Source organism: Brevundimonas sp. NPDC007368, from assembly GCF_042869015.1.
Lineage (GTDB): Bacteria > Pseudomonadota > Alphaproteobacteria > Caulobacterales > Caulobacteraceae > Brevundimonas.
On sequence record NZ_JBIAFA010000008.1, the window covers coordinates 46,344 to 66,582 of the forward strand.

The 20,239-nt window shown below is 67.4% G+C and carries 15 protein-coding genes; 12 read left to right on the top strand and 3 right to left on the bottom strand.

Going from position 1 to position 20,239, the window contains the following annotated elements; all coding sequences use genetic code 11:
• Nucleotides 1-56: 56 nt before the first annotated feature.
• Nucleotides 57-2,150: a hypothetical protein gene (locus ACFYLW_RS15975; RefSeq protein ID WP_390183234.1), complete on the bottom strand. Its 2,094-nt coding sequence runs from the start codon at nt 2,148-2,150 to the stop codon at nt 57-59.
• A gap of 366 nt (nt 2,151-2,516) precedes the next feature.
• Here ACFYLW_RS15975 and ACFYLW_RS15980 point away from each other — a divergent pair, with 366 nt between their 5' ends.
• The 3 genes from ACFYLW_RS15980 (at nt 2,517) to ACFYLW_RS15990 (ending at nt 7,927) form a co-directional block, all read left to right on the top strand.
• Complete coding sequence (locus ACFYLW_RS15980) at nt 2,517-4,754, top strand: TonB-dependent receptor (RefSeq protein ID WP_390183235.1); 2,238 nt, start codon at nt 2,517-2,519, stop codon at nt 4,752-4,754.
• Between the two features lie 183 nt (nt 4,755-4,937).
• Nucleotides 4,938-6,272, top strand: a complete 1,335-nt coding sequence (locus ACFYLW_RS15985; protein ID WP_312784998.1) for a GntR family transcriptional regulator — start codon at nt 4,938-4,940, stop codon at nt 6,270-6,272.
• Complete coding sequence (locus ACFYLW_RS15990) at nt 6,269-7,927, top strand: MFS transporter (protein ID WP_390183237.1); 1,659 nt, start codon at nt 6,269-6,271, stop codon at nt 7,925-7,927. The genes ACFYLW_RS15985 and ACFYLW_RS15990 overlap by 4 nt, the downstream gene beginning before the upstream one ends.
• A gap of 69 nt (nt 7,928-7,996) precedes the next feature.
• On the opposite strand, the gene ACFYLW_RS15995 is transcribed toward ACFYLW_RS15990, so the two are convergent.
• Complete coding sequence (locus ACFYLW_RS15995) at nt 7,997-8,467, bottom strand: Lrp/AsnC family transcriptional regulator (protein ID WP_312784994.1); 471 nt, start codon at nt 8,465-8,467, stop codon at nt 7,997-7,999.
• A gap of 120 nt (nt 8,468-8,587) precedes the next feature.
• Here ACFYLW_RS15995 and ACFYLW_RS16000 point away from each other — a divergent pair, with 120 nt between their 5' ends.
• Genes ACFYLW_RS16000 through ACFYLW_RS16035 form a run of 8 tightly spaced genes read left to right on the top strand, consistent with a single transcriptional unit; the run spans nt 8,588 to nt 18,446 of the window.
• Nucleotides 8,588-9,853, top strand: a complete 1,266-nt coding sequence (locus ACFYLW_RS16000) for a thiamine pyrophosphate-dependent enzyme (RefSeq protein ID WP_312784992.1) — start codon at nt 8,588-8,590, stop codon at nt 9,851-9,853.
• Nucleotides 9,854-9,856: 3 nt separating this feature from the next.
• Nucleotides 9,857-10,870 carry an alpha-ketoacid dehydrogenase subunit beta gene (locus ACFYLW_RS16005; RefSeq protein ID WP_178828596.1) on the top strand — a complete coding sequence of 338 codons (1,014 nt, stop codon included), beginning with the start codon at nt 9,857-9,859 and terminating at the stop codon, nt 10,868-10,870.
• A 3-nt stretch (nt 10,871-10,873) separates the two neighbouring features.
• A complete protein-coding gene (locus tag ACFYLW_RS16010) occupies nt 10,874-12,148 on the top strand; it encodes a dihydrolipoamide acetyltransferase family protein (RefSeq protein WP_312784988.1) in 1,275 nt (424 codons plus the stop codon).
• 4 nt (nt 12,149-12,152) lie between these two features.
• Nucleotides 12,153-13,556 carry a dihydrolipoyl dehydrogenase gene (gene lpdA / locus ACFYLW_RS16015; protein ID WP_390183239.1) on the top strand — a complete coding sequence of 468 codons (1,404 nt, stop codon included), beginning with the start codon at nt 12,153-12,155 and terminating at the stop codon, nt 13,554-13,556.
• 15 nt (nt 13,557-13,571) lie between these two features.
• Nucleotides 13,572-14,741 carry an isovaleryl-CoA dehydrogenase gene (locus ACFYLW_RS16020; RefSeq protein WP_390183240.1) on the top strand — a complete coding sequence of 390 codons (1,170 nt, stop codon included), beginning with the start codon at nt 13,572-13,574 and terminating at the stop codon, nt 14,739-14,741.
• The gene (locus ACFYLW_RS16025; RefSeq protein WP_390183241.1) at nt 14,738-16,336 is read left to right on the top strand and encodes a carboxyl transferase domain-containing protein; all 1,599 of its coding nucleotides are present in this window, start codon (nt 14,738-14,740) and stop codon (nt 16,334-16,336) included. The genes ACFYLW_RS16020 and ACFYLW_RS16025 overlap by 4 nt, the downstream gene beginning before the upstream one ends.
• Before the next feature lie 8 nt (nt 16,337-16,344).
• Nucleotides 16,345-16,569 carry a hypothetical protein gene (locus ACFYLW_RS16030; RefSeq protein ID WP_390183242.1) on the top strand — a complete coding sequence of 75 codons (225 nt, stop codon included), beginning with the start codon at nt 16,345-16,347 and terminating at the stop codon, nt 16,567-16,569.
• An 8-nt stretch (nt 16,570-16,577) separates the two neighbouring features.
• The gene (locus ACFYLW_RS16035) at nt 16,578-18,446 is read left to right on the top strand and encodes a biotin carboxylase N-terminal domain-containing protein (RefSeq protein WP_390183243.1); all 1,869 of its coding nucleotides are present in this window, start codon (nt 16,578-16,580) and stop codon (nt 18,444-18,446) included.
• 58 nt (nt 18,447-18,504) lie between these two features.
• Here the strand turns inward: ACFYLW_RS16035 and ACFYLW_RS16040 are convergent, their stop codons facing one another.
• A complete protein-coding gene (locus ACFYLW_RS16040) occupies nt 18,505-18,957 on the bottom strand; it encodes a PaaI family thioesterase (protein ID WP_390183244.1) in 453 nt (150 codons plus the stop codon).
• Between the two features lie 163 nt (nt 18,958-19,120).
• Here ACFYLW_RS16040 and ACFYLW_RS16045 point away from each other — a divergent pair, with 163 nt between their 5' ends.
• Entirely contained in the window at nt 19,121-19,954 is an 834-nt protein-coding gene (locus ACFYLW_RS16045; protein ID WP_390183245.1) for an IclR family transcriptional regulator, read from the top strand.
• The last annotated feature ends 285 nt before the right edge of the window (nt 19,955-20,239 follow it).

Consider the following 20,239-nt stretch of genomic DNA (forward strand, 5'->3'; position numbering starts at 1 on the left):
CCGTCCCGGCGGTTGGGGCGGATGCGGCGGCGGGTCGATGACGCGCCGGCCTGGGATCAGGCGACGACGACCCGGGCCGACGCCAGATTCTCAAGCTGACGCCGCGCCGTCGGATCGCCCTCCCGGTTCAGGCGCACGCGGCAGGTGACGAAATAGACGCCCGGCCGGTCGAAGCGGGTCGTGGTCCTGAGGATCAGTTCGGTCTGTCCGGGCGGGACCTCCGCCTCGACGGCGAAGGCGCCTGAGGCGTCCAGGTCCCATTGAGCCTGGGTGAAGGTTCCGGCGCCTTCAGGCGCTTCGGCCTGTGCGGTGAAGGTCACCGGCTGGCCGACCTTGGCGTCGAAGCGGACGGCGCCGTCGACGGTGACCGCAACGACCGGTTGGACGCCGCCGCGCGCCTTGGCCGACGACGGCAGGCTGACCTTGCCGTCGGCGAACTCATAGGCGGTCTCGGCCGGCGGGACGCCTTGTTCGACCCAGGCTGCGAGATCGACCAGGCCCTGTTCGATGATCGGCATGTAGTTGATCAGCCAGGTCGAGGTGGCGCGTTCGGCGCAGCTGGGCAGGAGCATGGGCGGGACATGTTCGGCGTTCTGCGTCCATTGCAGGCGGAACTTCTCCCGGGCCGCCTCCGGTCCCTGGGCGTCCTCGACCGCGCGCTTGTAGATCACGCCCTGGGGCGGCCACAGCGAGGCGTCGTGGGTGTGGTGGATCCAGAGCAGCCTGCCCGAATACTGGCCGGAGTAGGGCACGCCCATGAGAGGCGACTGGGCCGGCACGCCGTGTTGCGGATAGACGGGACGGCCGTCGACGCGAAGGAAGTCGTTCAGCGGGTCGTCCGAAATATGGTGCCGGTAGGCATAGCAGAAGGCCAGGAAGGCGTGGTTGTCGAGGCGGACCCTGTCGCCGACCTCGACCCCGCGAAAGCGCAGGATATTGGCGTCGGCGCGGCCGTCGCAGAACCAGATGTCGCCGACGGCGCGGGTGCAGAACAGTTGCCGGCCCGCCGCGTCTCCGCTCTGGATCAGGACGCCGCTGCCGGTGCTGTAGCCGCCCTCGAGACCCTTGACCTCGATCGCCACCGGCAGGTCCCAGGCCCCTGAACTCGACGCCATCAGCAGGATCATTGCCTTTGCATCGGCGTACTCGGGCGCACTGAATTCCTCGCCCATCAGGTCCTGGGCGGTGATGATCCGGCTGATCGGCAATTCGATGTCGATGAGGTCGTCCGCCACCACCTCTGGGCGGTCGTGCCCCACATAGCCGGGCGTGTCCCAGAAGCGCGCGAAATAGTCGGCGTCCTCTTCCAGGAGCATGCCGGCGATCGAGCACCAGAGCCAGATCTGGCCCATGGGCTTGGCGATCATGAACTCGTCGCCGCGCGGGTAGCCGAGGCGGTACAGGTTGGCCAGTTCCTCGCGCTCGTGCTGGGAGAGGCCGACAAAGGGGTCGCCGCCTCCGCCGGGCGCCATGGCGTCGATGACCCGGTCCAGCTTGTCGCCGCGCAAGAGGCGCTGGACGTTGAACATGCTGCCGAACGAGAAGGGCTGTTCACTGCGGACGCGCGCATTGGTGCCGTGCGGCTCCACATTGCCGCCGCCCATGAAGGGCAGGGCGCCGTCGTAGACGCCGTCGCCGTACTCGAGGCAGAGGGGCGAGCGCCGCCCTCCGCCGCTGCCGCCCCAGACATAGCTGTAGTCGGGCTCGCGGCCGAAAACCTGGCGGCAGACGAATTTGGAAAAGCGCGCGCTCTCGACGCTGGCGCGATAGCCGTAGAGCCCGGGATCGATCCCGGCGCGCGGATCGACGTCGTCGCCGATATGGCCCGAGTTGGATTCGACCATGTAGCCGCCGAGCTTGACCATCATGTCGAGGCCGCCGAGCAGGGCGCCCATCGCGCCGGCGAAGGCTTCTTCATGGCCGGCGTGGGCGCCTTCGAGCGGATGATACATCCGGCCGCCCCATTCCTCCTCGGCGGGGAAGTAGAAGGTGAAACGGGTGTCTGTGTTCTCGAAGCCGCCGTGGATGTTGCGATGGGGGTGGGGGGCCTCGCGCCATTCGTCGCGGTCGATGTAGGGCGCGCCGAAATAGGGGTCCCGGACGGCGTAGCCGCGGGTGTCCAGGGCGGGGGTTTCAGCCGGGTCCGACATGGGCGCTCATCCTAATGTGTGACTGGTTTTGGGTTCTGGCTCTCCGGCCGATCGCCTCATCTATCCGCGTGTTCTGAAATCAGTCAATCATTCTCTAATCCGAATTCGCGTCAATGCGTGACCTCAAGGTGAAGGCAGCGGCTTTCGCGGAGAAACGAGAATTCTGACCTCAGACGAATGTTCTTGCCGATATTCTGCACATGTGAGACTGATTTGTTCAATGCACGGCAGGGGGACCTTCTCACCAGCGCCCAAAAATGGGCGCGGCCGGCATTGGAGGGAACGATGACGCACCACGCTTCTGGCGCTAATTCCGCGCGCCCAATTCGCAGGATCGGCCTGTCCGGCCTGCTGTTCGCCACCTGTATGACCGCGCCTACTTTCGGATTCGCGCAGTCGCCGACGCCTTCAACCAGTGACCCTAATCAGGTTTCCGCCATCGACGACGTCGTCGTCACGGCGCGTCGACGCCAGGAGCGGCTGCAGGAGGTGCCTCTCGCCGTGACCGCGCTGAGCCAGGAGCTCCTGGAGGAGAAGGGGGTTCGCGACGCCAACGATCTCGGCCAGGTCGCGCCCGGTCTCAGCGTTCAGAACACCACCGCCAACCGCAACAACATCACCTATTCGATCCGGGGGCAGGGCCAGGCGTTCGGCCAGAATTCTCCGGGCGTCGTTCCCTATTTCGCGGAGGTGCCGTCCTTCGGCGACGCAATTTTCGATCTTCAGGGCATCCAGGTCCTGAAGGGGCCGCAAGGGACCCTGTTCGGACGCAACACCACCGGCGGCGCCGTCCTCTTCGCGCCTCGCGCGCCCAGCGAGGCGTTCAACGGCTATGTCCTGGGCCGCTTCGGAGACTATGAGCGTCGCGACCTCGAGTTCGGTCTCGGCGGCCCGATCCTGGGCGACAAGCTGATGTTCCGCGTGGCCGGCCAGGTGCTGCGCCGCGAGGGCTATACCGACAATGTCACGAACGGCGACAAGCTGGACGACGAGCATCGTGAGTCCTGGAGGATCAGCCTGACCGCGCGTCCGTTCGAGGGTTTCGAGAACACCCTCCTGTATCAGGACGTCAATGTGGACGAGGCCGGGTCCGGCCTCTCTCTGGCGGTCATCGCGCCCTCCTATTCGAACCAGCCCATCTACGGCCAGCTCCAGGCCGCGCTTGCGGCCCAGAAGGCGCGCGGCCCTCGTGCGATCGCCACCAACTACGAGCCCGACTACATGAAGCTGGACAGTCAGGGATGGATCAACACCACGACCTGGGCCCTGAATGACCATCTGACGTTCAAGAACATCTACAGCCAGCGACGCTCCACCGCAGGCCAGTCCTACGACCTCGACGGCAGCCCGGTGACGGTCCTGCATGTGACCAATCCCCTCGGCAACAAGTCCAAATACACCAGCGAGGAGTTCCAGGCCCAGTTCAACGTCTGGAACATCGACGGGGTGGTCGGCTACTTCACCGAGGACGCAAAAACGCCTCTCAACTACGGCTTCGACACGCGCCAGTTCGTTCGCATTCCAGGGCTGTTGCCGAACGGCGGCGTCATCCAGGCCGTCAATATCGCCCAGTCCTCGTCGGGCAGCGAAGCCGTCTACGGCCAGATCGACTGGGCCGTCACCGACAGGCTGACCCTGACCGGCGGGCTGCGCAAGACGACGGATGAGAGGTCCAGCGGACCGTCCCAGACCTTTGTCCTCTTCTCGCCGCTCCAACCCTATCCGACCGAGCTGGGCGCGGGCGCGGGCGCCAGGATGTACGTTTCCTTTGACGCCACGACCTGGAACCTGGCCGCCAACTATCAGTTTAGCCGCGACCTCAATGTCTATGCGACTGTTCGCAAGGGCTTCAAGAGCGGGGGGTTCAACGGCACCGCGATCAATCCCGCCGACCGGTTCTTCCAGCCCGAGGAGGTGACCGACTACGAGGCCGGAGTGAAGGGGCTGTCCACCCTGGGCGGCTGGCAGGTGCGCTACGCCGTCGACGTCTTCTACGACGACTACACCAATATCCAGAGGTTTGTGAATCTGGCCACGGTGCCGGCCTCGACGGTGACCCGCAACGCCGCCGCCGGCTCCATCGCCGGGCTGGACCTTGATCTCACCGTCGCACCGTCCGACTGGTTCAGCGCCTCGCTCCAGTACACCTATCTGGACGCCAAGTACGACAGCTACACGGACGCCCTGCTCGGCGATCTGTCGAATAGCAAATTCCCCAATACCCCTGAACACCAGCTGAACTTCACGCCGCGGATCGAGATCCCGCTGCCGCAGGGCATGGGCGAGCTTTCGGCCCTGGCCAGCATCTACCACCAGAGCGGCATCGCCACCGATCCCGCCAATGTGCCCAACGGCAATCCTCTGGTCGCACTATCCAGTCAGGGCGCCAATCTGGAGGGTTATACCCGCATCGACCTGCGGGCGGACTGGCGCAACATCAGGGGGACGGGCGTCAGCGCGGCCGCCTATATCCGCAACGCCACCGACGAGACCTACGTCACGGGCACCAATAATCAGCTCACAAGCGAGTTCGGCGTCGCCACCTATCTGTACGGGCAGCCCCGCTTCTTCGGGGTGGAGCTGAGGTACGCCTTCGGCTCCTGACCGCCGGCCGGTCGCCCGGCCGAGCGTCGCCGATCGACATTCCCTTCCCGCTGGCCCAGGGATCGGATATCGGTCGGCGGCGCTTGCGTCGTTTCGATCGCCCGGGGGCTCCGAAGGGACGGCGTCGTCTCCCACATGTCCGCCGACCGAGACGCCGGAACGGCGGACGGAAGTAGAGCAGGAATGGCCACCGATCCCGTCGCAGTTCAGCTTGCGGACACCCTTGCGGACATGATCCGGGGCGCCGGATTGAGGTCCGGCGCCCTGGTCGCGTCCGAGCAGGACCTGCGCGCCCGCCACGAGGTCGGGCGTTCGGTGCTGCGTCAGGCCGCCCGCATCCTCGAGGCGCGCGGCGTGGCCTTCATGAAGCGGGGAATCGGCGGAGGGCTCATCGTCGCCCCGCCGGATCCGGAGCCCGCCGGGCGGGCCCTCGCCATCCTGCTGGAAAGCCGGATGCAGGGGCCCTATGCCGCCGACCGGCTCCTGAAGGCCGTCGACACCCATGTCTTTCTGACCTCGACGCCCCGTCTCGACCCTGACGAGTGCGAACAGGTGCGCCAGCTCGCCTGGCGACTGAAGCGCGACTCGGAAACCAACCTGCCGCGCATGGGCGAGATCCGCCAGTTGCTGAGCGCCATTCGCGGCCTCGTGAAGGACCCGCTGGCCGGCCTCGCCTACCAGACAATCGCCGAGTACGGGCAGGACATGGCGCCCTATAGCGTCCTGGCGGGCGGCCTGGCCTACCGCGGCGCCTGGTGGGACTCCCTTCTCGAGATGATCGAGGCGCAGATCGCCGGCGACGTCGGAGCCCTGTTCGAACTCCGGGAACGCCAGTTGGCGCTGGTTCGTGACAGCCAGGCGGCCTGGAGCGCCATCGACCGCGACCAACGGCAGGTGCCCGTGATCGAGGGCGAACTGCCGGACGGGAGCGGCCATCCGGCCGAGCGCCTGGCGAGGGAGCTGCTGCGCGACGTGCGACTTCTGGGCTGGTCGGCCGGAGCCCGGATCGGCGGCGCCGGAGATCTTGTGGCGCGATACGGCGTCACGGTGAGCACCCTGCGCCAGGCCGTCCGCATGCTGGAGCAGCATTCCGTTGTCCGCATGGAGCGCGGTCGCGCCGGCGGCCTGGTCGTGGCCGTCCCCGAGCCCGCCGCAGCGATGGGACGCGCTCTCGACTATCTGGGCCGGACGGAGATCGATCCCCAGGATGCGACCTCCCTGCGGCGCCAGCTGGGCCTCAAGGCGCTCAGCGCCATCGCCGAAATGCCGAGGGAGCGTCGCGCCCTGGCGCTGGCAGGGGATGGGCCCGGCCTGTCGCTCGCCCGGTTCGGCGCGCTTTCGGGCGACGCCGCCATCGAGATCTTCAGCGCTGTCGTCGATGCGATTGCGCCGGTCGCCGACCACGACCGCCACGGTCTCGGCCCGTTGATCGCCGGAGCCCTCGCCGCCGGTGATGCGGCGCGCGCGCGGCGTCTCTTCCTGTCCCACGAGCAGCGCGTCTCGCGGAGGCGACCATGACCGCCGCCGTCCGCGAAGAGGGCCTGCTCGCGCCCCTGCGCGTCCCTGTGTTCCGACGCATCTGGTCGGCGAGCCTGCTGTCCAACTTCGGCATCCTGATACAGGGGGTCGGCGCGGCCTGGAGCATGAGTCGGCTGACCGACGACGCCATGATGGTGGCCCTGGTCCAGACCGCCCTGATGGCGCCCATCATGCTCTTCGCCCTGCCGGCCGGAGCAATCTCGGACATGTTCGACCGACGCCTGGTCTGCATCGGGGCGCTGAGCTTCGCGCTCGCCGGGGCGGTCGGTCTGTGCGTGGTGACGCTTCTGGGGCTCCTGACGCCGCCGATCCTGCTGGCCTTCTGTTTCGTCGTCGGCAGCGGGATGGCCGTCTTCGGCCCGGCCTGGCAGGCCTCGGTCTCCGAACAGGTGCCGGGCCAGGCCCTGCCGTCGGCCATCGCGCTCAACGGGATCAGCTATAATGTCGCTCGAAGCTTCGGGCCCGCCATCGGCGGCGTCATCGTCGCAGCGGTGGGGGCGATCGGCGCCTTCGCCGCAAACGCCGTCTTCTATCTGCCGCTGCTGACGGTTCTGCTGTTGTGGAAGCGCAAGCAGGAGCCGGCGCGACTGGCCCCTGAGACCTTCTGGCGCGCCCTCGTGTCTGGCGTTCGCTTCATCCGCTACGCCCCGTCCCATCGGGCCTTCATTGTCCGAACCCTCCTGTTCGGCCTGATCGGCGGCGTCGTTCCCGCCCTGATGCCGCTGATCGCCCGCGAGCTCCTGCAGGGCGATGCCCCGGTCTATGGTCTGCTTCTGGGCGCCTTCGGACTGGGGGCGGTGATCGGCGCCGTCATCCTGCCGTCGATCCGCCGCCGTCTTACGACTGAAACCTCTAGCCGCCTTTCAGCCGTCGTCATGGGGGCGGCGATCATCGTCGTCGCCGCGAGCCGTCATGAGGCCGCGACCCTGATGGCGCTCCTGGTCGCCGGCGTGGCCTGGACCAGCGTGCTGACGCTCTACAGCATCTCCATCCAGGTCTCGGCTCCGCGTTGGGTCGCCGGGCGGGCCCTGGCCATCTTCCAGGCGACGATCGCTGGAGGCGTGGCCCTGGGCGCCTGGGGATGGGGCCGCTGCGCCGACCAGATCGGCGTGGGCGACACGCTGCTTGTCGCGGGACTGCTGATGGCGACGTCGGCCCTGGCGGGCCTGTGGCTGCGGCTGCCGAACATGTCCCTGCCGCCCGAGGAACGGCGGCTCGACCGGGCCGGACCCGCCGTCGGACTCGACATCACGCCCCGTAGCGGTCCGATCGTCATCGAGATCGACTATGTCGTGCCGGCGCGCAATGCGCGCGCCTTCTACGCCGTGATGCAGAAGGTGCGCCGCTATCGCCTGCGCACCGGCGGCTACGGATGGTCCATCGCCCGGGATATCTCCGACGCCACGCGCTGGACCGAGCGGTTCCACGCCCCGACCTGGAACGACTACCAGCATCTGGTCCATCGGGGCGAGGGCTCGGGACGGGAGGGGCTGGACGAGAGCCGGGCGCTTCTGGATCCCGAGGCGCCGGTCCAGGTTCGTCGGCTGCTGGAGCGACCGGCCGGTTCGGTGCGGTGGCGGGACGAAACCCCGGATCTCGACGTCGGGCCGGAGCCCGCCGGGACGACGCCCTGACCCTGGCCAGACCAGGCGAAGGCGGCCGCCGGGCTAACGCCGGGGCCCGGCGAAGGGGGCAGGCGAGCGTCAACGCAAGGGCAGGGCGGTCGTCATCTTGGCGGCGCCCAGGGACATGGTCGAGTTGATCTCCTGCACGGTGGGCAGGGTGAGCAGGCGGCCGAAGGCGAGCTCGCGATAATCCTCAACCGTGCCGGTGATGATCCGGAGCAGGAAGTCGAACGGTCCCATGGTGGGGTGGATCTCGATGACCTCCGGCAGCCGGGAGACGGCGTCGATGAATTCCGTGAGATTGGTCCGTCCGTGGGCCGAAAGCTTGACGTTGGCGAAGATCGTGGTGTGGAGGCCGAGCTTTTCAGCGACCAGGCGCGGTCTGGCGTCCACGACATAGCCCTCGGCTTTCAATCGGTTGAGGCGACGCCAGCATGGAGATTGAGACAGTCCGACGCGGTCGGCGAGTTCAGCTGTCGTCAGGGGGAAGACGCGCTGGACCACGTCGAGGATGCGGCGGTCGATTTCGTCAGGTTCAAAGGTCGACATGGGGCGCGCTCTCGAAAACAGCCAGCGAGGATTTCTAATCCAGAAACTATTTCAGTAATAGATTTTCATTTCTATCTTAGAACTTTTTGGCGTGATTTCGAGAACGGGGCGCCCGACGGGATGGGCCAGTATCGTGGCTCAACCTCGGTCGAGATCATGCAAAACCGTCCTCCTCTGCGCCTTCACATTCCCGAGCCGGTCGCCCGTCCCGGCGACGCGCCCGCCTTTGACCGCTCGCTCATTCCCGAGCCGGGCGACACCCGTCGCCCCGAGACGACCTCGGCGGAGGCGGACATGCGCGACCTGCCGTTCGGCCTCGTGCGGGTGCTCGATGACAACGGGGAGGCGTCGGGCCCCTGGAATCCCAAGCTTCCGACGGAGACGCTTCTGGCGGGCCTTCGCGCCATGCTGCTGACCCGCGCCTTCGACGAGCGCCTGTTCAGGGCGCACCGCCAGGGCAAGACCAGCTTCTACATGAAGTCGACGGGGGAGGAGGCGATCGGCGCCGCCCAATCCCTCTTCCTCGACCGCGACGACATGTGCTTCCCCACCTATCGGGTGCTGAGCTGGCTGATGGCGCGGAATTATCCGCTGATTGACCTGTGCAACCAGATATTCTCCAACGAGAAGGACCCTCTCAAGGGGCGCCAGCTCCCCATTCTCTATTCGGCGCGGGACTACGGCTTCTATTCGCTTTCGGGCAATGTCGGCAGCCGGTTCGGCCACGCCGTCGGCTGGGCCATGGCCTCGGCCTTCAAGGGCGGGCAATCCATCGCCCTGGCCTATATCGGCGAAGGCACGACCGCGGAGGGCGACTTCCACGAGGCCCTGACCTTCGCCAGCGTCTACCGGGCGCCGGTGATCCTGTGCGTCACCAACAACCAGTGGGCCATCTCCAGCTTCTCGGGCATCGCCGGCGCTGATGAGACGACCTTCGCAGCCAAGGCCCTAGCCTACGGCTTGCCGGGCCTGCGCGTCGACGGCAACGACTTCCTGGCTGTCTGGGCGGCTACGGAATGGGCGGCGGAGCGGGCGCGGATGAACCTCGGCGCCACCCTGATCGAACTTTACACCTATCGGGCGTCCGGACACTCCACCTCCGACGACCCGACCAAGTACCGGCCGGCCGACGAGGCCGAGGCCTGGCCCCTGGGCGATCCGGTGGAGCGGCTCAAGGCCCACATGATCGGCCTGGACCTCTGGGACGAGGACCGCCACGCCGCCCTGCAGGCCGAGCTCGACGCCGAGGTGCGCGCCGCCGTCAAGGAGGCGGAGGCCGTGGGCACCCTCGGCAAGTCCAAGCCCAGCGTGAAGGAGATGTTCGAGGGCGTCTTCAAGGACCCCGACTGGCGGGTCGTCGAACAACGCCGCGAACTGGGAATCTGAACCATGCCGACGATGAACATGATCCAGGCGCTGAATTCGGCGCTCGACGTGATGCTGACCGAGGATCCCGACACGCTGATCTTTGGCGAGGACGTCGGCTATTTCGGCGGCGTCTTCCGCGTCACCGACGGCCTGCAGAAGAAACACGGCCTGACCCGCTGTTTCGACGCGCCGATCTCCGAGGGCGGGATCGTCGCCACGGCCATCGGCATGGGGGCCTTCGGGCTGCGGCCCATCCCTGAAATCCAGTTCGCCGACTATATTCTACCGGCCTTCGACCAACTGGTGTCGGAGGCGGCGCGCCTGCGCTATCGCTCCAACGGCGAGTTCTGGGCCCCGATCACAGTGCGCTCGCCCTATGGCGGCGGCATCTTCGGCGGCCAGACGCACAGCCAGAGCCCCGAAGCCATCTTCGCCCACATCACCGGGCTGAAGACGGTCATCCCGTCCAATCCCTATGACGCCAAGGGCCTGCTGATCGCCTCGATCGAGGACGACGATCCGGTCATCTTCCTGGAGCCCAAGCGCCTCTACAACGGTCCCTTCGACGGGCGTCACGAACAGGCGCTCAAGACCTGGGCGGGCGATCCCATGGCCGAGGTGCCGGCCGGTCGCTACACCGTGCCGCTCGGCAAGGCCGCCATCGTGCGCGAGGGGACCGAGGCGACCGTGCTGGCCTATGGCACCATGGTCCATGTCGCCCTGGCGGGGATCGAGGACAGCGGCGTGGACGCCGAACTGATCGATCTTCGCTCCATCGTGCCCCTGGACGTCGACGCCATCGTCGCCTCGGTCAAGAAGACCGGACGATGCGTCATCCTGCATGAAGCATCGCGCTTCGGGGGCTTTGGCGGAGAGCTTTCCGCCCTGGTCCAGGAACGCTGCTTCTATCACCTTAAGAGCGCCGTCCAGCGGGTCGCCGGTTGGGACACGCCTTATCCGCACGCCTTCGAGTGGGACTATTTCCCCGGGCCCGCCCGGCTTGCGGCGGCCCTCAAGCGCACGATGGAGGACTAGGCCATGGGGCGGTATCTGTTCCGATTGCCCGATGTCGGCGAAGGCGTCGCCGAGGCCGAGGTCGTGGCCTGGCTGGTCAAGGTCGGCGACGTCGTCGAGGAAGACCAGAACCTGGTCGAGGTCATGACCGACAAGGCGACGGTCGAGATCAGCTCGCCGGTCGCAGGGGTGGTTGTCGCCGTCCACGGCGAGGTAGGCGGCATGCTGCCCGTAGGCGCCGTCCTGGTCGAATTCGAAAGCGAGGCGGGCGTGGAGACGCCTGCCGCGACGGCGCCCGTTCCGGCTGAAGCGACGATGGGCGCCGCCCCGTCGCCAGGCCCGGTTCCGGCTCCTGCGCCGGCCCTTTCGGAAAGGACGGCCGCGCCGTCCGGCGCCTTGCGTCGCAGTGCTTCATCGGGTCGTTCTGCGGGGGAGGCGCCGCTGGCTTCGCCTTCGACCCGTCGGCGCGCCCTGGATCTCGGCGTGTCCCTGATCCAGGTCCCCGGCACCGGGCCGGCGGGCCGGATCACGCCCGACGACCTCGAGGCCTATCTGGTGGCGGACAGCGAGGGCGGCGCCCGCTCGTCCCTGGTCGCTCGCACCGGAGTGAACGACACCCGTATCGTCGGCCTGAGGCGCAAGATCGCCGAGAAGATGCAGGAGGCCAAGCGCCGCATCCCGCACATCAACTATGTCGAGGAGTGCGACCTGACCGAGCTGGAGGCCCTGCGTCTCGACCTCAACCAGCACCGGACCGAGGATCAGCCCAAGCTGACCCTGCTGCCCTTCATCATGCGCGCCATAGTCAAGGCCCTGCCGGACTACCCGCAGATCAACGCCCTCTATGACGACGACGCGGGGGTGCTGCACGCCCACGAAGGCGTGCACATCGGCATCGCCACGCAGACGCCCAACGGGCTGATCGTGCCGGTCGTGCGTCACGCCGAGGCGCGCGACCTCTGGGACTGCGCCCGAGAGGTCGCGCGGCTGGCCAAGGCCGTGCGCGACGGAACGGCCGCGCGCGAGGAACTGTCCGGCTCGACCATCACCCTGACCAGCATGGGACCGCTCGGCGGGATCTCCTCCTCGCCGGTGATCAATCATCCCGAGGTGGCCATCCTCAACCCCAACAAGCTGGTGGACCGGCCGATGGTGCAGGGGGCCTTCGTCACGGTGCGCAAGATGATGAACCTGTCCTCCGCCTTCGATCACCGGATCGTCGACGGCTACGACGGCGCCCTGTTCGTCCAGCGGGTCAAACGCCTGCTCGAACACCCCGCCCTGATCTTCATGGACTGAAGCGATGACCAAGACCCTCAGACCCAAGGTCCTCGTCGTCGGCGGTGGACCGGGCGGCTATGTGGCCGCCATTCGCGCCGGACAGCTTGGGCTCGACACGGTTCTGGTCGAGACCGGGCGTCTGGGCGGCACCTGCCTGACGCGCGGCTGCATTCCCTCCAAGGCCCTGATCCACGCCGCCGGCCTCTATGAGGAGGCGACGGCGGCCTCGGGGGAGGCGGGGCGCTTCGGCATCCGCCTGAGCCAACCTCCGAGCCTGCGCTTTGACGAGACCATGAGCTGGAAGGACGGGATCGTCGATCGGCTGAGCGGCGGCGTGAGCGGCCTACTGCGCAAGGCCAAGGTTCGGGTCGTCACGGGATGGGCGACCTTTTCCGACGCCAAGACCTGTACGGTCGAGACCGCCGCCGGAAGGATGTCTATCCAGGCGGAACATGTCATTCTGGCGACGGGATCGACCCCGGTCGAGCTTGCCTTCCTCCCCTTCGGAGGCCGGGTGATTTCCTCAACCGACGCCCTTTCCCTGACGGAGGTGCCGGCGGCCCTCGCGGTGGTCGGCGGCGGCTATATCGGGCTGGAGCTCGGGATCGCCTTCGCCAAGCTGGGGTCGAAGGTGACCATCGTCGAGGCCCAGGATCGCATTCTGCCGCTGTACGACAGCCGGCTGACTGAGCCGGTGTCGCGATGGCTGGCGAAGCACGACGTCGACGTCCACCTCGGGGCCAGGGCCCTGGGGCAGGATGATGCGGGCCTGTTGATCCAGACGGCTGATGGATCTGAACCGGTCATTGTTCCCGCCGATCGCATCCTGGTCACTGTGGGCCGCAAGCCGCTGACGGAAGGCTGGGGCCTGGAGCAGATGGGCCTGGCGATGGAGGGCCGGTTCGTGAAGATCGACGACCGCTGCGCGACGTCGACGACCCAGGTCTGGGCCATCGGCGATCTGGTGGGGGAGCCCATGCTCGCCCACAAGGCGTCCGCCCAGGGCGAGATGGTCGCCGAAATCATCGCCGGTCACAGACGCCGGTTTGATCCGGTCGCCATCGCCGCCGTCTGCTTCACCGAGCCCGAGATCGTCAGCGTCGGCTTGACGCCCGACCAGTCGCCCGAGGGCGTCGAGACCATCGTCGGCCAGTTCCCCTTCCAGGCGAATGGCCGGGCGCTGTCGATGGAGGCGGGCGACGACGGCGGCTTCGTGCGCGTCCTGGCGCGCAAGTCCGACCACCGGATCCTGGGTCTTCAGGCGGTGGGCCGTCACGTCTCGGAACTGGCGGGAGAGTTTTCGACCCTGATGGAGATGGGGGCCGTTCTGGAAGACGTCGCCGGCGTCATCCACGTCCATCCCACACTGGGCGAGGCCGTCCACGAGAGCGCCCTGAAGGCGCTCGGCCACGCCCTTCACATCTGATTTCGAGCACGCTTCATGAGCATTCCCTTCGCGCTCCAATCCATGGAATTCGGTCTCGGCGAGAACGCCGACGCCATTCGTGAAACCACCGCCCGCTGGGCCGCCGACCGGCTGGCCCCGCTCGCCGCCGAGATCGACGAGAAGAACGAGTTCAAGCGCGAGCTGTGGCCCGAGATGGGCGAGCTGGGCCTGCACGGAATCACCGTCGAGGAAGAGTTCGGCGGCCTCGGCATGGGCTACCTCGAACACGTCGTGGCGATGGAAGAAGTGTCGCGCGCCTCGGCCTCGATCGGCCTGAGCTACGGCGCCCACTCCAACCTGTGCGTCAATCAGATCCGCCGCTGGGGCACGCCCGAGCAGAAGCACAAGTACCTGCCCAAGCTGATCAGCGGCGAACACGTCGGTTCGCTGGCCATGTCGGAGGCCGGTTCCGGCTCGGACGTCATGTCGATGCGCACCCGCGCCGACAAGAAGGGCGACCGTTACGTCCTGAGCGGCACCAAGTTCTGGATCACCAACGCCCCCTCGGCTGACACCCTGGTCGTCTACGCCAAGTCCGACCCGGAGGCCGGCTCCAAGGGCTGCACCGCTTTCATCGTCGAGCGCGGCATGAAGGGCTTCTCGGTCTCCAAGAAGCTGGACAAGATGGGCATGCGCGGCTCCGACACCGCCGAACTGGTGTTCGAGGACTGCGAAATCCCGGAGGAGAACGTCATGGGTCCGGTCGGCGGCGGCGCCGGCGTGCTGATGAGCGGTCTGGACTATGAGCGCGCTGTCCTGTCGGGCGGTCCGCTGGGCATCATGCAGGCGGCGCTGGACGTGGTCCTGCCCTACGTCCGCGAGCGCAAGCAGTTCGGCAAGCCCATCGGCAGCTTCCAGCTGATGCAGGCCAAGGTCGCCGACATGTACGTCGCCCTGAACAGCGCCCGCGCCTATGTCTATGCCGTGGCCCGCGCCTGCGACCAAGGCAAGACCACCCGCTATGATGCCGCCGGAGCGATCCTGCTAGCCTCGGAAAACGCCGTGAAGGTGTCGCTGGAGGCCGTTCAGGCCCTGGGCGGCGCCGGCTACACCAGGGAGTGGCCGGTCGAGCGTCTGGTCCGCGACGCCAAGCTCTATGACATCGGCGCCGGCACCAATGAAATCCGCCGCTTCCTGATCGGACGCGAGCTGCTGGGCTCATGAGCGCTCCGGTCCTCGTTTCGAAACTGCTCACGAACAGCGATCAGTTCAAGACCAATACAGCCCACAACCGCGACCTCGCGGAGACCCTCCACCGTGCCGTCGCCAAGGCCGCGCGGGGCGGCTCTGACGCCAGCCGCGACCGCCATGTGGCGCGTGGAAAGCTGTTGCCGCGCGACCGGGTCGAGCGCCTGCTGGATCCCGGCTCGCCCTTCCTGGAGGTCGGCCAACTGGCCGCCAACGGCATGTACCGGGACGAGGCGCCGGGCGCGGGCATGATCTGCGGCGTCGGCCGCGTCTCGGGCCGCGAGGTCATGATCGTCGCCAACGACCCGACGGTGAAGGGCGGCGCCTATTTCCCGATGACGGTGAAGAAACACCTGCGGGCGCAGGAGATCGCCGAGCAGAACAATCTGCCGTGCGTCTATCTGGTCGATTCCGGCGGGGCCAACCTGCCGCACCAGGCTGAGGTGTTTCCGGACCGCGACCATTTCGGCCGCATCTTCTTCAATCAGGCGCGGATGTCGGCCAAGTCGATCCCGCAGATCGCCTGCGTCATGGGCTCATGTACAGCGGGCGGGGCCTATGTGCCGGCCATGTCCGACGAGACGGTGATCGTGCGGAATCAGGGCACCATCTTCCTGGCCGGTCCGCCTCTGGTGAAGGCCGCGACCGGCGAGGTCATTTCGGCCGAGGAACTGGGCGGGGCCGAAACCCACGGCCGCAAGTCGGGCGTGGTCGACCACGTGGCCGAGAACGACGAACATGCCCTGACCATTGTGCGGGACATCGTCTCGCACCTGCCGCGCCAAAGCGGGGCGGACCTCGACCTGGCGCCCGTTCGAGCGCCGCTCTATCCGGCGGAAGACCTCTATGGGGTTGTTCCCCAGGACGTGCGCGCCCCCTACGATGTGCGCGAGATCATCGCCCGCATCGTCGATGGGTCGGAGTTCCACGAGTTCAAGGCCCTGTACGGCGCAACCCTGGTCTGCGGCTTCGCCCGCATCTGGGGCCAGCCGGTGGCCATCTTGGCCAACAACGGCGTCCTGTTCTCGGAGAGCGCCCAGAAGGGCGCGCACTTCATCGAACTGGCCTGCAAGCGTAAGATTCCGCTGCTCTTCCTGCAGAACATCTCGGGCTTCATGGTCGGCGGCAAGTACGAGGCCGAGGGCATCGCCAAGCACGGCGCCAAGCTGGTCACGGCCGTCGCCAGCGCCGAGGTGCCCAAGTTCACCGTCCTGATCGGCGGCAGCTTCGGCGCCGGCAACTACGGGATGTGCGGCCGGGCCTACAGCCCGCGCTTCCTCTTCACCTGGCCCAACAGCCGCATCAGCGTGATGGGCGGCGAGCAGGCAGCCTCGGTTTTGGCCACCGTCCACCGCGACGCGGATGCCTGGACGCCGGAAGAGGTCGAGACCTTCAAGGCGCCGATCCGTCAGAAGTACGAGGACGAGGGCAATCCCTACTACGCCACCGCCCGTCTGTGGGACGACGGCGTCATCGACCCGGCCCAGACCCGCGACATCCTGGGCCTGGCCATCAGCGCCAGTCTGAACGCCCCCATCCCCGAGACGCGCTTCGGCGTGTTCCGGATGTGATGGAGGGAGTGCAGGCAGCGGGTCTGTCGGGACTGGCCGATGCGGAGCTTGAGCTGGCGCGTCGGCACCTGGGCAAGCTGATCGCGGACACCAACCAGGCCATGGCTCGCTGCGGCCCCGGGGCGGGCTGGGATTCCGTCCTGGAGCGTTTGGACGCGGCCATGGCCGACTATGTGGGCGAAACACACCGCCGGGCCGGGGCGGCGTCTCACGGCGCTCTCGCAGCGGGATAGAGGTTCTGATGTTCAAATCCCTTCTGGTCGCCAATCGCGGCGAAATCGCCTGCCGGGTCTTCCGCACCGCCCGGCGCATGGGCGTCCGGACCATAGCCGTCTATTCCGAGGCCGACGCCGGGGCCCTGCATGTCCGCGAGGCGGACCAGGCGGAGCCGATCGGCCCCGCTGCGGCGCGCGAATCCTATCTCGATGCCGCCCGGGTGCTGGCGGCCGCAAAGGCCGCGGGCGCTGAGGCCGTTCATCCCGGCTACGGTTTCCTGTCGGAGAACGCCGACTTCGCCGAGGCCGTGATCGCCGCCGGCCTGGTCTGGGTAGGGGCTCCGCCGTCCGCCATCCGCGCCATGGGTCTGAAGGACGCCGCCAAAGCCTTGATGATCGCTGCGGGAGTCCCGGTCACGCCCGGCTACATGGGAGAGGACCAGCGGCCCCAAAGTCTCCGGGCCGAGGCCGACGCCATTGGCTATCCGGTCCTGATCAAGGCGGTGGCTGGCGGGGGCGGCAAGGGCATGCGCCGGGTCGACGCCGCTGAAGACTTCCTGGACGGCTTGCAGTCCTGCCGCCGCGAGGCTGCAGCCGCTTTCGGCGACGATCGGGTCCTGATCGAGAAGTACATCCCTTCGCCCCGCCATATCGAGGTGCAGGTCTTCGGCGACCTCCACGGCAATGTCGTGCATCTTTTCGAACGCGACTGCTCGCTGCAGAGGCGGCATCAGAAGGTGATCGAGGAGGCGCCGGCGCCCGGCATGACGCCCGAGGTGCGCGAGGCGGTCTGTGCGGCGGCCGTGAAGGCGGCGCGGGCCGTAGGCTATGTGGGGGCCGGAACCATCGAGTTCATAGCCGATGCTTCTGAGGGCCTGAGGGCCGACCGCATCTGGTTCATGGAGATGAACACCCGGCTTCAGGTCGAGCATCCGGTCACCGAAGCGATCACCGGCCAGGACCTGGTGGAGTGGCAGTTGCGCGCGGCCGCCGGAGAGGTTCTGCCCCGACGTCAAGACGAACTGGCCATCAACGGCTGGGCCATGGAGGCGCGGCTCTATGCGGAAAACCCGAGCGCCGGCTTCCTGCCTTCGATCGGCCGCCTGGAACGCCTGCGCTTGCCCGAAGGGGTGCGGGTCGATACCGGCGTCCAAGAAGGCGACGAGGTCACGGCCTTCTATGATCCCATGATCGCCAAGCTGATCGTCCACGCCCCGACGCGCCAGGCCGCCGCCGCCAAGCTGGCCGAGGCGGCCGGACGCGTGGAGGTCTGGCCCGTCCGCACCAATGCGGCCTTCCTGGCGCGCGCCGCCGCCGACGAAGGCTTCGTCGCCGGACGCGTGGACACCGGCTTTATCGAACGCGGCGTCGACTCCCTTGTCCCCAACGTCGAGCCTTCGGTCACGGTCCAGGCGGCGGCGGCGGCGGCCCTGATCCCCAGGCCCGACGGCGGCGCCTGGACGGACCTGGCCGGCTTTCGAGCCAATGCTCCCGCCCAGGGCCTGGTTTCGGTCTCCATCGCGGGGCAGGCCCATCGGATCGAGGCGGCGCGGACTTTACAGGGACAGGTCGCAACGGTTGGTGCGCGCGAGATTCTCTTCATTCACGGCGAGGCCTGGCCGTTTGGGCCAGGTCGCGTCGAGGCGAGGGGGGAGGGCGAGCGCCTCTCGGACGGGGTCGTCCTCAGCCCGATGCCGGGCAAGGTCATTGCGATCGAGGTCGAGGAGGGCCAGAGGGTCAGCCGCGGTCAGAAGCTCCTGACTCTGGAGGCCATGAAGATGGAGCATGGCATGGCGGCGCCCTTTGACGGGCGGGTGGCCGACCTGGCGGCCGTCGCCGGCGAGCAGGTCGCCGAGGGCGTCGTCCTGGTGCGCATCGAGGCGGAACCGGATTGATCTCTCGCCCACACTGCCGCCCTTGTGGCGCGGGCCGCACGGAGCGGGGGGCGTTTTTCTAGGTTCCGAGTTCGGCCATGCGCGCCTGATGGCGTTCGAAATGGCCGGGGCGAAGCTCCACCCAGACGCCCCGCGCGACGGCCAGGTCACGGTCGCTTCCCTGCAGGCGTAGGACGCCGGTCAGATGGTTGCGGCGTCCTTCCCGCGCGGCGATTTCCAGGTGGATCTCGAGCGGCTGTTCGATGGGCACGGGCAGCAGATAATCTACGGCGAGGGTGGCCGTGACCGACTTGACGCCCGTATGAACCAGGAAGCGGCCCAGGACGTCGTCGAACACGGCGGCCGTCCATCCGCCATGCGCCACGCGCGGACCGCCTTCGAAGTCGGCGGGGCAGGCGAGGCGGACCCGTGCGGCGGTTTCGCTCAGGGCGACGAAGTCGTCCGCGCCGAAGCGGCAGGGCGTCCGGCTCATCTGGCAGCCGCGGCAGGGTGAAACGAGGTCAGCGGTCATCAGGGGGTCCAGCGCAAGCTTTGATTGATTTTACTCTATTGAGACCCTTCTTCTGTCACTAGAAGAATGTGGCGAGGAGGGACGGTGAATTCTCGTCGTTTCGACGCGGCGCGGTTCGGGCGAGGATGCTCTTCAGCGCGCATGAGGGCTTTCAGGAGAGACTATGGCGGAATCGACAACAGCAAGGGCGTTGGGCGCTGACGACGAGTTCGAGACGAACCTGACGGGGGAGGCTGCGGATTCGAACGAGCGCATGGTGCTGGTCAAGCCCGTCTCGAACGCCATCCGGATTCTGAAGTATCTGGTGGAAGCCGGCGGGCCGACTCGCTCCGTCACCATCTCACGCGCGCTCGGCATCAACGCCAGCACCTGTTTCAATATTCTTCGCACCCTGGTGGTCGAGGAGATCGTCGAATTCGACGCCGTGGCCAAGACCTATACGGTGGGCATGGGCCTCACCGCACTGGTCGGCGAGCTGTTAACCGAGGGCCAGAGGGTCGCCGCCGCCGCGCCGCTCATGGCGGAGATCGCCGCGCGCTTCAACATCACGGTGACGCTGTGGAAACGGCTGGGCGCCGACAAGATCGTCCTGGTGAAGAGCGTCGCCAGTCCTGCGGACGTGCGCATTGAAATGGCGGAGGGGCAGCGCCTGCCCATCCTGATGGCCGCCACCGGACGCGCCATGGCGCCGCATCTCGGTTGGACCCCCAGGGCGCTGAAGGCGGCGTTCAAGCCGCTGCGCTGGCAGGCGCCGCTGACGTTCGAAGAATACTGGGCGCAGGTGGAGACCGCGCAGGTGCGCGGCTGGGCCGTCGATCGCGGGTATTTCACGCGCGGGGTCCAGACCGTTGCCGCCCCCGTGTTCGATCGGGCGGGCGAGGTGACCTTCACCATCGTCGGGGTCATGCTTTGCGAGCAGTATGAAGACGCCGCCCTCGGCGAGATCGGCGAAGCCCTGCGGGACGTTTCGCACCGGTTGGCGCGCGCCCTGACCTGATCCTTCACGATCATGAGCGGAAAGCGGCGCGGCGTGGGCTTCGTCGGAGTGACCCGTCTCGGCCAGGCCATGCGCAATCAGGCGTGGACGTGAAGATTGTTCTTCATATAGAATGTCATTCTGAAAATAGCGACGCTGGCGGCCGGGCTCCCCGGAGCGGCCGGCAGCGTCGAAAACGCGGAGGAGTGCGCATGACTGTCGATGACCTGATCCTTGTGAGCGTGGACGATCACGTGATTGAGCCTCCTGGGGCGTTCACGCCGCACTGGCCGGCGCATCTGAAGG

Excerpts from the sequence above, each read along its gene's own strand:
- ACFYLW_RS15975 (WP_390183234.1), bottom strand. The coding sequence starts at position 2,150 with ATGTCGGACCCGGCTGAAACCCCCGCCCTGGACACCCGCGGCTACGCC.
- ACFYLW_RS15980 (WP_390183235.1), top strand. The coding sequence starts at position 2,517 with ATGACCGCGCCTACTTTCGGATTCGCGCAGTCGCCGACGCCTTCAACC.
- ACFYLW_RS15985 (WP_312784998.1), top strand. The coding sequence starts at position 4,938 with ATGGCCACCGATCCCGTCGCAGTTCAGCTTGCGGACACCCTTGCGGAC.
- ACFYLW_RS15990 (WP_390183237.1), top strand. The coding sequence starts at position 6,269 with ATGACCGCCGCCGTCCGCGAAGAGGGCCTGCTCGCGCCCCTGCGCGTC.
- ACFYLW_RS15995 (WP_312784994.1), bottom strand. The coding sequence starts at position 8,467 with ATGTCGACCTTTGAACCTGACGAAATCGACCGCCGCATCCTCGACGTG.
- ACFYLW_RS16000 (WP_312784992.1), top strand. The coding sequence starts at position 8,588 with ATGGGCCAGTATCGTGGCTCAACCTCGGTCGAGATCATGCAAAACCGT.
- ACFYLW_RS16005 (WP_178828596.1), top strand. The coding sequence starts at position 9,857 with ATGCCGACGATGAACATGATCCAGGCGCTGAATTCGGCGCTCGACGTG.
- ACFYLW_RS16010 (WP_312784988.1), top strand. The coding sequence starts at position 10,874 with ATGGGGCGGTATCTGTTCCGATTGCCCGATGTCGGCGAAGGCGTCGCC.
- lpdA (WP_390183239.1), top strand. The coding sequence starts at position 12,153 with ATGACCAAGACCCTCAGACCCAAGGTCCTCGTCGTCGGCGGTGGACCG.
- ACFYLW_RS16020 (WP_390183240.1), top strand. The coding sequence starts at position 13,572 with ATGAGCATTCCCTTCGCGCTCCAATCCATGGAATTCGGTCTCGGCGAG.
- ACFYLW_RS16025 (WP_390183241.1), top strand. The coding sequence starts at position 14,738 with ATGAGCGCTCCGGTCCTCGTTTCGAAACTGCTCACGAACAGCGATCAG.
- ACFYLW_RS16035 (WP_390183243.1), top strand. The coding sequence starts at position 16,578 with ATGTTCAAATCCCTTCTGGTCGCCAATCGCGGCGAAATCGCCTGCCGG.
- ACFYLW_RS16040 (WP_390183244.1), bottom strand. The coding sequence starts at position 18,957 with ATGACCGCTGACCTCGTTTCACCCTGCCGCGGCTGCCAGATGAGCCGG.
- ACFYLW_RS16045 (WP_390183245.1), top strand. The coding sequence starts at position 19,121 with ATGGCGGAATCGACAACAGCAAGGGCGTTGGGCGCTGACGACGAGTTC.